Origin of the sequence: Oceanisphaera sediminis (assembly GCF_039539745.1) — a bacterium.
GTDB lineage: Bacteria > Pseudomonadota > Gammaproteobacteria > Enterobacterales > Aeromonadaceae > Oceanimonas > Oceanimonas sediminis.
The window spans coordinates 1-13127 of sequence record NZ_BAABDS010000029.1; the positions used below are offsets into that span (position 1 = coordinate 1).

12 protein-coding genes, 1 tRNA gene and 1 pseudogene are annotated in these 13127 nt (G+C 54.5%); 3 read left to right on the forward strand and 11 right to left on the reverse strand.

Going from position 1 to position 13127, the window contains the following annotated elements:
• Nucleotides 1–155: 155 nt before the first annotated feature.
• The 6 genes and pseudogenes from ABD827_RS09890 to ABD827_RS09915 all read right to left on the reverse strand — a co-directional run bounded on the left by ABD827_RS09890 (nt 156) and on the right by ABD827_RS09915 (nt 5486).
• Nucleotides 156–1460, reverse strand: a complete 1305-nt coding sequence (locus tag ABD827_RS09890; RefSeq protein WP_344964563.1) for a TRAP transporter large permease — start codon at nt 1458–1460, stop codon at nt 156–158.
• Nucleotides 1450–1944, reverse strand: coding sequence for a TRAP transporter small permease (locus ABD827_RS09895; RefSeq protein ID WP_344964565.1), 495 nt, complete (start codon nt 1942–1944; stop codon nt 1450–1452). The genes ABD827_RS09890 and ABD827_RS09895 overlap by 11 nt, the downstream gene beginning before the upstream one ends.
• Before the next feature lie 74 nt (nt 1945–2018).
• A complete protein-coding gene (locus ABD827_RS09900; protein WP_344964567.1) occupies nt 2019–3026 on the reverse strand; it encodes a DctP family TRAP transporter solute-binding subunit in 1008 nt (335 codons plus the stop codon).
• Nucleotides 3027–3232: 206 nt separating this feature from the next.
• Entirely contained in the window at nt 3233–4135 is a 903-nt protein-coding gene (gene metF / locus ABD827_RS09905) for a methylenetetrahydrofolate reductase (protein WP_344964569.1), read from the reverse strand.
• Between the two features lie 36 nt (nt 4136–4171).
• Nucleotides 4172–4381: pseudogene (locus tag ABD827_RS09910) on the reverse strand (hypothetical protein); the annotation flags it as partial.
• Between the two features lie 508 nt (nt 4382–4889).
• Nucleotides 4890–5486 carry an OmpW family outer membrane protein gene (locus ABD827_RS09915; protein WP_344964571.1) on the reverse strand — a complete coding sequence of 199 codons (597 nt, stop codon included), beginning with the start codon at nt 5484–5486 and terminating at the stop codon, nt 4890–4892.
• Nucleotides 5487–5726: 240 nt separating this feature from the next.
• Here ABD827_RS09915 and rnk point away from each other — a divergent pair, with 240 nt between their 5' ends.
• From rnk to ABD827_RS09930, 3 genes are all read left to right on the forward strand, one after another.
• Entirely contained in the window at nt 5727–6134 is a 408-nt protein-coding gene (gene rnk / locus ABD827_RS09920; RefSeq protein ID WP_298720616.1) for a nucleoside diphosphate kinase regulator, read from the forward strand.
• Nucleotides 6135–6256: 122 nt separating this feature from the next.
• Nucleotides 6257–7213 carry an AEC family transporter gene (locus tag ABD827_RS09925; protein WP_344964574.1) on the forward strand — a complete coding sequence of 319 codons (957 nt, stop codon included), beginning with the start codon at nt 6257–6259 and terminating at the stop codon, nt 7211–7213.
• A gap of 71 nt (nt 7214–7284) precedes the next feature.
• The gene (locus ABD827_RS09930) at nt 7285–8187 is read left to right on the forward strand and encodes a LysR family transcriptional regulator (protein ID WP_298720610.1); all 903 of its coding nucleotides are present in this window, start codon (nt 7285–7287) and stop codon (nt 8185–8187) included.
• Between the two features lie 4 nt (nt 8188–8191).
• Here the strand turns inward: ABD827_RS09930 and ABD827_RS09935 are convergent, their stop codons facing one another.
• The 5 genes from ABD827_RS09935 to ABD827_RS09955 form a co-directional block, all read right to left on the reverse strand.
• Nucleotides 8192–8890: a phosphatase PAP2 family protein gene (locus tag ABD827_RS09935; protein WP_344964576.1), complete on the reverse strand. Its 699-nt coding sequence runs from the start codon at nt 8888–8890 to the stop codon at nt 8192–8194.
• A 289-nt stretch (nt 8891–9179) separates the two neighbouring features.
• Complete coding sequence (locus ABD827_RS09940) at nt 9180–10703, reverse strand: M48 family metalloprotease (RefSeq protein ID WP_344964578.1); 1524 nt, start codon at nt 10701–10703, stop codon at nt 9180–9182.
• Nucleotides 10700–11026, reverse strand: coding sequence for a hypothetical protein (locus ABD827_RS09945; RefSeq protein ID WP_298720601.1), 327 nt, complete (start codon nt 11024–11026; stop codon nt 10700–10702). Before ABD827_RS09945 ends, ABD827_RS09940 begins: the two co-directional genes overlap by 4 nt.
• Nucleotides 10989–12446 carry a CHASE2 domain-containing protein gene (locus tag ABD827_RS09950; protein WP_344964581.1) on the reverse strand — a complete coding sequence of 486 codons (1458 nt, stop codon included), beginning with the start codon at nt 12444–12446 and terminating at the stop codon, nt 10989–10991. Before ABD827_RS09950 ends, ABD827_RS09945 begins: the two co-directional genes overlap by 38 nt.
• Nucleotides 12447–13018: 572 nt before the next feature.
• Nucleotides 13019–13095 (reverse strand) — tRNA-Asp (locus ABD827_RS09955).
• Between the last annotated feature and the right edge of the window lie 32 nt (nt 13096–13127).

Below are 13127 nucleotides of genomic sequence, written 5' to 3' on the forward strand. Positions count from 1 at the left end.
TGAAACTCACACTAACCCGAATGAAAACAGCATCTTATTGGCACAGACACAGTTAACTCATACATAGCCAATCTGTTTGGTATCACTCCTCACATATAAAAAGCCCCCGCAACCTGGGTTACGGGGGCTTTGGTTTACGGGCTTATTTTATGAAGTTACCAGGGGCCGACTACATAACCCAGCCGTTCCGGCAGCCACAATGCAATGCCCGGGAACAGCATCACCAGTATCAGCGCCGACAGCATGGTGAACATGAAGAACAGCGCCCAGCCGAAGGTTCTCTCCAGCCGGATACCGGCGATTTGGGTTGTCACCATCAGATTGATGGCCACCGGCGGGGTAAACTGGCCGACGGCGATATTCATCGCCAGCAGAATGCCGAACCACACCGGATTCCAACCAAAATGCTGCATCAGGGGGATCAGTATCGGCGTGATGATCAGGTAAATGGAAATGGCATCCAGCAGCATGCCCGCCAGCAGCACCAGCACCATGATCAGTATCATCAGCACCCAGCCTTGATCCGACAACGACAGCATCGACTCGGCCAGATGGGTGAAGGTACCGAGGGTAGTACCGGCCCAGGCGAAGATGCCCGCCAGCGAAATGATGATCATTACCACGCCGGACACCATGCCCGCTTCGCCGAGCATGCCCCAGACATCCTTCAGGCTGAGCTGGCGATAGACGAAAATCCCCACGATCAGGCCATAGGTCACCGCCACTACTGCGGCTTCGGTCGGCGTGAACAGACCAGACCTTAAACCACCCAGGATGAGCACAGGCGCAAACAGCGCCGGCAAGGCCTTGATAAAGCTCTCTTTCAAATCGGGCCGTTCGCCCTGACGAGGGTCTTCCCAGCCGTTGCGTTTGGCCAACCACCACACCGGCAGCAGCAACGACATTCCCGCCAGCAGACCGGGGAACAAACCGGCGGCGAACAGTGCCCGCAAATCCACTCCCGGCACCACAATCGAATAGAGAATCAGGGCGATGGACGGCGGGATCAGGATGGCGGTAGAGGATGCCGAGGCGATCAGCGCCGCCGAAAACGGCTTGGGATAACCGGCTCTGGTCATGCTGGGCAGCATCACCATGGCCACGGCGGCGGCGTCCGCCGGGCCCGAGCCGCTCATGCCGCCCATGATCAGGCACACCAGTACCACCACCAGCCCCAGACCGCCGTGACGTGGGCCGATAAGCGCCTGGGCAAAACGCACCAGGCTGGCCGCCACCCCGGCGCGTTCGAAGATAAGCCCGGTAAGAATAAACAGCGGTATGGCGATCAGCGGGTACTTGGCGATACTGTTGTAGGTATTGGTACCCAGGGTCGCCAGCATGTCCGGCGACAGGCCGACCACAATGCCGGCGGCGCCGCCCAGCCCCAAGGCGAAGGCCACCGGCACCCCCAGCAGCATGGCGCCGCCGAATACCAGCAGCATCAGAAGATCAGGACTCATGAGCACCTCCTGCTTGCAGACAGGTCCGGCAACGTTCCATCATGCTCTGGGTCAGACGCCAGATAATGGCCAGACACAGCAGTGGCAGCCAGATCAGGTAAATCCAGGTAGGGTAGCCCAGGCCGGGTGACAGCGATTCCCAACTGTATTCCTCCCAGGTCAACAAGGCGCCGTACCAGACCACCAGGCCCAGCAACAGCACACTAGCGGCCCACTGAAGCAGATACAGCACAGGTCGCAGACGAACGGGCAGCCACTCCTCCACCAGCTCAATACGGATATGAACATGGCGGCGGGCAGCCACGGCGGCGCCGGCAAAGGTCAGCACCACCAGCAGAAACACGGAAAACTCTTCGGTAAAGGCAAAGGACGCAGCGGTGGTGTAACGCACCACTACATTGCCCAGACTGATCACACAAACAGCCAGCAGGGCAAGGGCCGCCAGCCAGCGCTCGGGCCGGGCATCGGGGGCAGATTTTGACATGGGTACAACTCTTAACAGGAGGTTTAACTTAACTAATTCGGCCCGGCGTTGCCGCCGGGCCAGATAAAAGAGTGTTAACGTGCGGCGATGGCCGCCTGGGCTTCGGCAACCAGTTCGGCACCAATACGCGGGGTCCACTTCTGATATACCTCGGCGGTGGCATCGACGAAGGCCTGATGCTGCTCGGGAGTCAGCTCGGTCACTTCGACACCACGCTCCTTGATGGCGGCCAGGGTCTCACTCAGTTCGTTACGGGATTTCTCGATTTCCCAGGCTCCGGCGTCGATGGCAGCCTGTTGCAGCAACGTCTGGTCCTCTTCGGACAGTGACTTCCACACCCGCTTGTTTACGCCGAACACCAGCGGGTCTGCCATGTAATGCCACAGGGTCAGATAGCTCTGGCCTACCTGATCCACCCGCGCCACATCGAACACCGACAGCGGATTTTCCTGACCGTCGATGGCGCCGGTGGTCAGCGCCGGCTTGGCGTCGGCCCAGCTCATCTGGGTCGGGTTGGCACCCAGAGTGCTGAAGGTATCCAGAAACAGCGGCGAGCCCACTACCCGTACCTTGAGACCCTGCACATCTTCCGGGCCGTCGATGGTGTGTTTGGAGTTGGACAGCTCGCGAAAGCCGTTTTCGCCCCAGGCCAGCGGCATCACGCCTTTCTTGTCGATGGCGGTAAAAATTTTCTCGCCGGTGCTGCCTTGGGTAATGGCGTCGATGGCCGCCTCGTCCGGCATCAGGAAAGGCAGCGAGAACAGGTTCAGCTCGGGTACCTGGGGTGACCAGTTGATGGTGGAGGCGACCGCCATATCGATGAGGCCACTGCGCATGGCAGAAAATTCACGGGTCTGATCGCCGGATACCAGCTGCGCATTGGGATACACCTTGAGGGTGAGGCGCCCGTCGGAACGCTCATTGACCAGCTCGGCCCATTTTTCTGCCGCCTGTCCCCAGGGAAAGGCGTCTGACAATACGGTGGAAACAGAAAACTCACGGGTTTCCTGAGCAAAAGCAGGAGCGGCAAGGGTCATGCCGAGGGCGGCAGTCAAAGCAAACGTCAGCGGTTTGATACGCATAAGAAGTCCTTTTGATGATGAGGGATCCATTCAGCCAGAAAGTAGATCCAACTGAGAACAAGCGGAGGCAATAGTGAAATGAAGACGGTAAGCAAGTCAATGAGCAATCCGGGTTAGAAGCCTAACCGCCGCTTCTCACCTGCACCACTAACGAATGAAAAAAGCCCCCGCAACTGACGTTGCGGGGGCTTTTTATAAAGGAATGCTTACTGCGCCACAGCCACCGGGGGACGCACACCCAGGCTGTGACAGATGGCGTAGGTCAGCTCGGAACGGTTCAGGGTGTAGAAGTGGAAGTCCTTCACCCCTTCCCGGCTCAGTACCCGAACCTGATCCATGGCGATGCTGGCCCCTACCAGATTGCGGGTATTCTGATCGTCTTCCAGCCCTTCGTAACGCTGGTGCATCCAGCTCGGAATGCGAACGTTGGAGAAACCGGCAAACTTCAGCAGGGTCTGGTAGTTGGACACCGGCAATATGCCCGGCACGATTTCGGTGTCGATACCGATGGTCACGCAGCGATCGCGAAACCGCAGGTAGGACTCCACATCAAAGAAAAACTGGGTAATGGCCCGGTTGGCCCCGGCGTCTATTTTGCGCTTCAGGCTGAGCAGATCGGCCTGGGCGCTTTTTGCTTCCGGGTGTACCTCGGGATACGCCGCCACCGAAATATCGAAGTCGGCTTCTTCCTTCAGCAGGCTCACCAGGTCGGCGGCATACATATCCGGCTTTTCGATGCCCTTGGGCAGATCGCCACGCAAGGCCACGATCTGCCGGATGCCGTTATTCCAGTAGTCCCGGGCGATGCCGCGCAGCTCGTCGCGGCTGGCATCGATACAGGTCAGGTGCGGGGCGGCAATCAGGCCGGTTTTATCCTGAATGTCCTTGATCACCTTGTGCGTTCTGTCCCGGGTGCCGGAGTTGGCGCCGTAGGTGACGGAGACAAACTTGGGCGCCAGCGTTTTCAGTCGCTCGATGGAGCTCCACAAGGTTTGCTCCATCTTCTCGCTGTTTGGCGGAAAAAATTCAAATGAGACATTAATATCGCCATTCAGCTCGGACATTGACTGATTAAGCGCTTCTACATGACGCGCGCTGTGAAAACCCATGTTTATCTCCTGACAACTTAAATTAAAACAATTCCTTTATGCCCTGGCTTCGGCATAGGCCTTGCGCAACTCCTGCGTGACCGCCACCATGTTAGCCAGGGCTGCACGGGTTTCTTCCCTGTTACGAGTCTTGAGACCGCAGTCGGGGTTGACCCAGATAGGCTCACTGGGCAGACGAGCAATGGACTCGATGATTTCGTTGAACCCAGAATAACACATGTGTGTGTGGATCTGGGTACTGTCCGCTGCCTTGCCAATCCCCTAACATGAGCCGCGCCACCCCTGAGTTTGAGCGCACCAGCGGCCAGAAATGACGAAACTCTCGGTGGTACTTCGTAACCTAGAAAACGGCCTCTTCCTGGACACAACACGGCCATTTTTTATTCTCTCCGCGCTCTTCGTGGCCACGGAGCCACGGAGCCACGGAGCCACGGAGCCACGGAGCCACGGAGCCACGGAGCCACGGAGCCACGGAGCCACGGAGCCACGGAGCCACGGAGCCACGGAGCCACTTAGACGTCTATATGGCTTCATGTTTACACAGCCAGACATTCAGAGGCAAGGTTTTCTTCGTAAAAAGTGATAACCACTGATTTATTAGTATGAAAAAAGCATATTGAGACCGGAGGAAGGCGATACGATGGCGAGGTCTACTGGAGGGGATAGGGATCGATAAGGAAAAAAAAGGCAGACCAAAGGGTCTGCCCAAAACACTGCCGAGGCTCAATGCCTCTCAACCCACATTGCAAATTACTTAGAAGCTATAGCCCAAGCCAACCATCAGGCCGATGGGATCGATGTTGGCTGTATCCTGATAGACGCCATTTACGGACACATCGGTATCAATATCCATGTACCAGATCGAGCCGTTTACAAACAGATTGTCTGTCACTTTCATGTCTAGGCCGGCCTGAGCGGCCAAGCCCCAGGAGTCATCGGCTTTGACGTTTTTATCATCCAGTACGTTACGCCCCTCTTCATCGAAGAAGAAGGTGTAGTTAACACCGGCACCTACATAGGGACGCACCTTGCTCTGGGCATTGCCGAAGTAGTACTGGGCCATCAAAGTCGGCGGCAGGTGCTTCACATTAGCAACCTCGCCTGAGCCCTTAAGGCTCACACCGTGTGAAAAGGGGGTGGCAGCCAACAGCTCAACACCCCAGTTATCGGTGACCATATAAGAGAAGGTCAGGCCTAACTGAGTATTTGAATCAACATCAAAAGTATCATCAGAGTCTGTAGTCGGGGCAACGGTCATAGCACCACCACGTACCAGAATATCACCGGCCTGGTGGGCAAAGGCAGAGGGGGCCATCAGGGCGGCGGCAACCAGTAAAGCGACTTTTTTCATATTCGGTCCTTAAATATTTATACTGGGAAGTTTCAACTGGGGCCAGTTTGCCGTATTTGGTGCGGAACTTTTTTGATTTAACGCAAACTAAGGTCGGTTTTTAACAACGCCGGGAACTTTTTCATATTCGCTGAAAATAGCCCGCACCGCCGCTGGCTAAAGCAGTTGTATTGGGGTATATCTTAGTGATCGGGTTCAGGCAGCGCTTTTGGCGTTGCCTGCTTTTTTATGGAGGTTTATATGGCCCAGTTGCCACCTATTACTGTATCTACATTGGATCTGGCCCGGCTCGAGGCCTTGCTTGAAAAGCAGCCCGACTCGGAGGCTGTCAGACGGTTGGAGAATGAACTTGATCGAGCCAAGGTAGTCGCACCCGCCGAGGTTCCGGACAATATCGTGACCATGAATTCCATCATTACCTTTACCATGGCCGGCAGCAAAGACTCCTTTACCAAGACGCTGTGCTACCCACGGGATATGGATGGTGCCAAAGAGAAAATCTCGGTACTGGCGCCCATCGGCGCGGCTCTGCTCGGCCTGGCGATTGGCCAGTGCATCGAATGGCCCGGACCTAACGGCAAGACGCTGCAGGTGACCATTACGGCCATCGATTACCAGCCCGAGCGTGCTGGCGATTACCAGTCATAAATAGAAAAAGGCGCCGTTGATGCGCCTTTTTCTATTTACAGGCAACCAAAATCAATACCACTCTTGCTCGCCATGGCCGCCCGAGGCATGCTGACTCTCCCCGAGCCCTAATTCCAGACTGAATGAACCAGCTTATTAACAGCGTCCTGTTTTCTGTTTCCATTACCGGCCCTATCTGCCTGCTGTTATTGCTGGGTATTGGCCTGCGCCGCAGCCAAATGATGAATGAAGGCTTTATCGACGGAGCCAGCAAGCTGGTCTTCAATATCGCCCTGCCGATGTTGCTGTTTACCAGCATAGCGCAAACCGACTTCAGCCAAATGGCCAGTCCTTCGCTCATTCTTTATGGCATGGCGGCAACGCTGCTGGCCTTTTTATTGCTGGAGTGGCTGGCCATTCGCATGACGCCAGACAAGCGCGTACGCGGCATTCTGGTACAGGGCGCCTTTCGCGCCAACATGGGCATCGTGGGTCTGGCCTACGTTAACAATGCCTATGGCAGCCAGGGGGTGGCGGCCGCCGCCATGTACGTGGCCTGCCTGACCATACTGTTCAATATTCTGGCGGTGATCACCTTGCATCGCAGCCTGAATCAGGGCGATAGCCTGCCGGTAAGAAAGGTACTCCTGGGGATCATCAAAAATCCGCTGATTATCGGTATTGTCGCCGCCCTGCCCTTTGCCGCCAGCGACTGGACGGTGCCGGAAACGCTGATGAAAACCGGCCAGTACCTGGCACAGATGACGCTGCCGCTGGCATTACTCTGCACCGGCGCCAGTTTGAGTCTGAAGGGTGGCAGCGCAGAGAACAGACTGCTGCCTGGCGTTGCCCTGCTGCGGTTACTGGCGATTCCCGCCCTGATTACCCTGGGCGGTTATCTGGTCGGTTTTCGTGATTTTGAACTGGTCATCCTGTTTCTGATCAACGCCTCGCCCACCGCCGCCGCCAGCTACGTCATGGTGCGCGCCATGGGCGGCAATGCGGTGCTGGCCGCCAATATCATCGCGGTCACCACCCTGGGTTCCCTGCTGAGCACCAGTCTCGGCGCCGCCCTGCTGAAGGGGATGGGCTGGTTTTAAACACGACCGTATGCAACCCGATTCCGGCTGGGTTATGGTTGCCGTAATGCACACAAGTAGAGCCAAATATCATGTCGAGAGAAAAAGCCCTGACGCTGGAGGCATTGCGCGTGCTCGACGCCATCGAGCGCCGAGGCAGTTTTGCCGCCGCCGCCGATGAATTGGGCAAGGTGCCCTCTGCACTCAGCTATACCATGCAGAAACTGGAAGACGAGCTCGATCTGGCGCTATTCGATCGATCCGGCCACAAAACCCAGTTTACCCCGGTTGGCCGGCTCGTGCTGGAACGGGGACGACAGCTGCTGCAGGCGGCCAGCCGCCTGGTGGAAGATGCCCGCGCACTCGAACTGGGCTGGGAAACCCAACTCACCCTGGCCATCGACGCCATCATGCCCAGCCAGCTGCTGTTCCCCGTGCTGGACGCCTTGTCGCAACAGACAGATACCGATATCAAACTGGCCCACGAAGTGCTGGCCGGTACCTGGGAAGCGCTGGAAACCGAGCGGGCCGATATGGCCATTACCCCCCTGCGCAACGATGCCATCGTCAGCCCCGGCATCAAGACTCAGTTCCTGTACCGGGAAACCTTCATCTACGTGGCTCATCCACAGCATCCCATTCATCGGGAAACAGGACCGCTGACCGAAGAGGTCTTCAGCCGTTACCGCGCCATCGCCGTGGCAGACAGTGCCCGCTTCAAGCCGCCGCTGACCTTCAGGTTATTCGACAAACAATCGCGGCTGACCGTCGGCACCATGCAGGACAAGATCATTGCCCTGAAAGCCGGACTCGGTATTTCATCGGTTCCGCAATCCTGGCTGGGAGACATGTTGGAACGAGGAGAGTTAAAGGAAGTAGCGGGAAGCAGCAGAGAGACGACCGACGTGGTACTGGCCTGGCGAAGAGATGCGATGGGCAAGGCCAAGAGCTGGTTGATTCGCCAGATCCCGACCCTGTTCCATCAGAGTAAATAGCGGCTCAGCCTCGGTTTAAACGGGGCAAATAACGGTCCAACCAGGCAAGCACCACATCAAACACACCGGTGTGCATCAACCAGGCCATACCAAAGCAGGCTACCGAAAAGGCGCCCACATAAATATCACTCCACCAATGTGCACCACCCATTACCCGGGGCGCAGAAAAAACCACCACAAATACACAGCCCCAGAGTCCCGCCTTCCACGATAGAAAACGCCAGACAAAAGCAGTAAAGATCATCAACATCAGGCCGTGATCGCCGGGAAAGCTGTCACCGGAGGCGTCTTTGGTCTTGAAGCCTGCCAGCTCGGTCAGACGGAAAACGTTCTCGAAGGTCAGGGTGGGGCTCGGTCTTTCCACCGGAACGGCACGACCCAGCTGGTTAAGCCCGACCGCCGTCAGCAGCATCATCAGACCGATAATCAACAGCTGGCGCTTTTGCTCCGGGCCGGCTCCTCGATAATAGCTGTAGTACAGCACGCCCATTGCCAGCAAGGCCACCCCATCGAAGGCTCGGTTGTTGGCAATGGCAACAGCCGTCACCCAACCGTCACTGACGCCGATCTTGTCGTTAAAATAATAAAAAATGGCCTTATCGATATCGAACCAGAAGCCATGATTCGGTAACCAGAACCAGCTGCCCAGCACGGCTATTGCCACCAGATTCCAGAACACCAGTTTATTGTATTGAATCGGCATAGCGCCCCCTTTGTAATAAGGCGAGCATTGTACGGAATTTCACTGAGACTTTGCAGCTACTAAGCGCCGAAACGGCCGGGTTAAATGGAATCACGCACCTTTCGCACATTCACCGGCAAGAAAGTTAAATAACCGGTCTCCAGACAAGGTCATTCGAGACAAAGGCCAGAGCAGACTCCCTGCACCCGTGCGGCCAAATGACCTTGGTACACGGGAGCCTGCTCTCGGTCCGAACTCTGTCTCACAATCAGCAGCGATGAGTTAAGGTCACCCGGAAGATGAATTTACGTTATTCCTTCTTGAAGAGTCCGCTTATAAAGTTACCGTATGACAGGTCAGTACTTTCCTCTTTTTCCTCGCTTTCAACGGTGCAGTTTATTCCTTCTCCTGCATAGCGTGCAAAGCAGTCGGCCAGGAGTGTCGTCACCTTGGCGCTCAGGCCTGCGTCTTCAGCCAGAGCAATAACCTGATGGTAATAACTGGGCGGCCGACCATAGTCGTCAAATATGTCGAGTAGTGGCAACACCTGTCGCTGATTGTTACTGTCTCTCTTCTCCGTCAACAATCGAGTTTTTTCGATATGCATCATCAAGGAGGGATATTTCCCCTTCAAACCAAGCTGCAGGTTTTGCTCCATGCTGGATGTTTTCCCCTGAGCAGAACGTAACTCATAGTAAGATTGTCTGACAAAGTTCTGGTGCCGGGTGTGCACATTGACGGCGTCCCGAATACTGCGTTCGCCAGATGCCAGCTCACCTCTGGCCATGGATTCTCTAGCATCGACGATATGCTGCAAACCGCGCCATATATTGTCTGTTTGTCGACTTTTTCTGATTTTTTGCCATTGACGACGTTCCTGACCGGGACTGGAAGCATCGGGATAGTGTTTGTCGGCGTAGTCGAGCAGCATGTTATAACGATCCTCGGCCGAGTCATGATCCTTGTTGAAACGACTCAGCAAGGAATCCATCTTACCGGCGGATTTTTCAAGCACCCCGCTCACCGTCTCGCCGAAGGGAATGCTTTCGGCATTCAAATTGACGGATGCCAAGGCATTTTTAACAAGTTCGTTATCACTGGACTGCCGCCGCTTGTTCATTTCCTCCCAGGAGGTCAACTTGTCCAGCAGGGTAAACATGGCCTCACTGTTGTAACCGGCTGCCATCATCAAATCCAGCCCCAACTTGTCGGCTTCTTCTTCCTGCCTCCGCGTCCACCCTGGATTAATAAAACCATCCGAGACCATCAAGGCCGTAAATGCATTCTCTATTCGACGCTCATCTTCACTGCGGATGACTCCCGCATCATTACTTTTAAAATTGGCAAACAGCGTCGCCGCCACCACCGCTTTTTTCTGGAACTTTACGAAAACATCGCTGCTGTTATGATTACGTATGGTGTGGGCCAATTCGTGAGCCAGTAGTGCGGCCAGCTCATCGGTGGTGTCCAAATCCTTTAACATGGCATAGGGAATATAAATATTGCCGTCGGCACTGGCTCGAGCACCCAGAGCCGTATCCGCGAACAAATAGACTCGGCCGGGAAGATCACTAATACCAGAGGCCTGTTTCAGTTTCTCCAACTGCTCGTTAATATAGGTCTCTGCTGCAGGGTGACTAATCAGTCCCAGCCCGAGACTTTGATTACGATAGCGATCCTGCTCTTCCCCAATGCCGAGAAGACCGCTGGAATATTGCTTGCCGGTTTGAGACAGCAGCGTTTTATCCGCATTCAGGCGACTGGGCAGTACGCTAGAGCTACATCCCGCCAGCAACATGGTAATGACAACAAGAGCTGAAGTTGACCGCCTCATTTGCATTCTCCATTGCCGAGTCCGCGTGTCGCAGCATCAAGATTGGCAGCCAGCACATTTTTGCAGGAACTGTTCAATTCATAGGTTCGATCTGTACGAACCATTCTTTTTTTTATTGAATAGCGCTCATTTTCAATCTCCACAACATAGTGCCCACTCGGTTTTACTTCGAGTATATTCAACGGTAATTCAAGCGTTCCGGTATCCACCTTCTTCACTCGCTCAAGGCTGACAGGGTCAAACAGATTTATTTGTGCCCGTCTGAATTCCGTAATCTTGATGACATCACTCGCCTGTGCGGCCAGCATTGTCAGTGAAAGCATCAGAAATATGGTTATTCTCCGCACTGCGCACTCCTTCCTGTGGTTGATAGAATCGGTATAGACGTTTTGGAAATGAGGTGATGCGTTCGACCAGGCTGAGGCGCTCCAGCACGATACCCGCACCAAAAATTTCGATGAAGCCCGCCCAGGTCGCTACCGATAAATCAAGCAGGCTGAATTGTATCCAGCACACCAGGGTGACATAGAATAAAATGGCCAGCCAAAAACGAAGAGTCGGGTAAGACTGGCGGATCCGGCTGACTGCAAAGCCACACAGCCGCCCGAAGAAAGTCGGATAACAGAGGTAATCGTTATCTTCACGCTGAGAGTCTTCGTTGTTTGTTTTGCGAAAACACACGAAACAGGCAATCGGCAGCAGCAAAAAAAACTGCAACCATGGCAGCGATAACCCTTCCATACCGTCAGGCCAGCGTGGAGTAGCCGCCTTGAACTGCTCTCCCCACGTCAGCAGGTTGTCCAGCGCCATGGCGTGGTAATAGGCGCCCGGAAGAATTTCCCGGGTTGGAGTAAATACCACATCCTGAATACCGGTCAGGCTCGCACCGTAAACGACAACTCTGTCTTTCAGGTGATCATCCAGCTCGGCAAGGGCTTCATCTTCGGTACGACCAACCGGGTTGATAAGATCCCGGACAAAAACGGTTGTTGAATAAGGTACCGGCGTTTCGACTTGTGTGAAACCTCGTAACAAACTGTCGAGAAAACAATCATCCTGTGCCGTATCTGATGTCATCCAGGCCTGATTACGAATATTATTTTTCGTGCCCCAGAAGATATCCATATCTCCACGAAATTCTGTATTCTCGAGCCCATGATTCAAGTTGTTGACGATCGCGAAAGCCGCCGATGGCAGCTCGTTATTACCCTGTGTATAGGCCCGCGCAACGAAGTCCATGGGATCCATAACGATTTGAGGCGATACGGGAATTACCAATCCGGCCAGCTCCGGCCAGAAATTATTCAACCATTCCTGCGACGGTGCCGAAAGGTATACTTCAATTCCGGCTGCCCGGTAGTTTTTCAGTACATCAACCAGCTCTTCAGCGCCAGGCTTGAGCTGGTTCATCCAATAAAAGTCGATAAACAGAGCCCGTGGTTGATGAACCAGCAGATCATCCAGAATTGAAGCATGAAAAGAGTAAGGTGCGGGCCATTGCCCCCGTAGAACGGCATCGACTATCTCATCCGTCAGAAGCAATACCACCACTTCATCCTGCCGGGTATCAGGATAAATCCAGTGCCCCGCCTGGGTATTGATAAGATCCTGGACATACTTGTCCAGGTGCTCACCGAAACCGAAAGGCGAAACAACCAGAACTGCCCACATCAATAATGTCAGCAGAAATGCATGAAACAGACGCCGAATCCAGTTGGGCAGTTTAAGCAGTTCCCTTGCCAATACGTGCTCCCTTGTGTATTTACCACTACATAAGCGTCAAAAGCTGACGCAACCTTCGAATTATACCCATACGGAGCCTTGATACAAATCCGATTGCCATCACTTTAAACAACCAGGTTTTTAGACCAAATGTGTTTGAGCGTACATGGGGCGAGCGTGCCTCGCCGTGACGAATCGTTTCAGCCTGACCGAGTATCCAGTGAATGCTTGTAGCTGGCTGAAACGGTGAGTGTCATTCAATTGCAGCGTGTCGGTGAAGTAGCCCCTTCGTTCGACCTTTTCGGGGCAGCGAAACAGAGCAGTTAGTTTTCCAGATTGCTATAAATGGTCACAGTTTGGTCACGAGGGGGGATTTGACTGCATGGGAAAGGATGAATTTACCGAACCACAGACAGCAAAAAGCCCTTAGCTTTAGAAGCTAAGGGCTTCTCTAATAATGGCGGGATGGCAAATGCGCAGCATTTGAAGGTTGGAGCGCAGCGACCTGTAGGGTCGAATTCATTCGACCACTCTGTCCGCGAAGCCATTAAACGAAAAAACCCCAGCATTTCTGCTGGGGTTTTTAAGATTAATGGCGGAGTGGACGGGACTCGAACCCGCGACCCCCGGCGTGACAGGCCGGTATTCTAACCAACTGAACTACCACTCCGCAAAGCTTGATAGTACGGGACTAAATTGGGT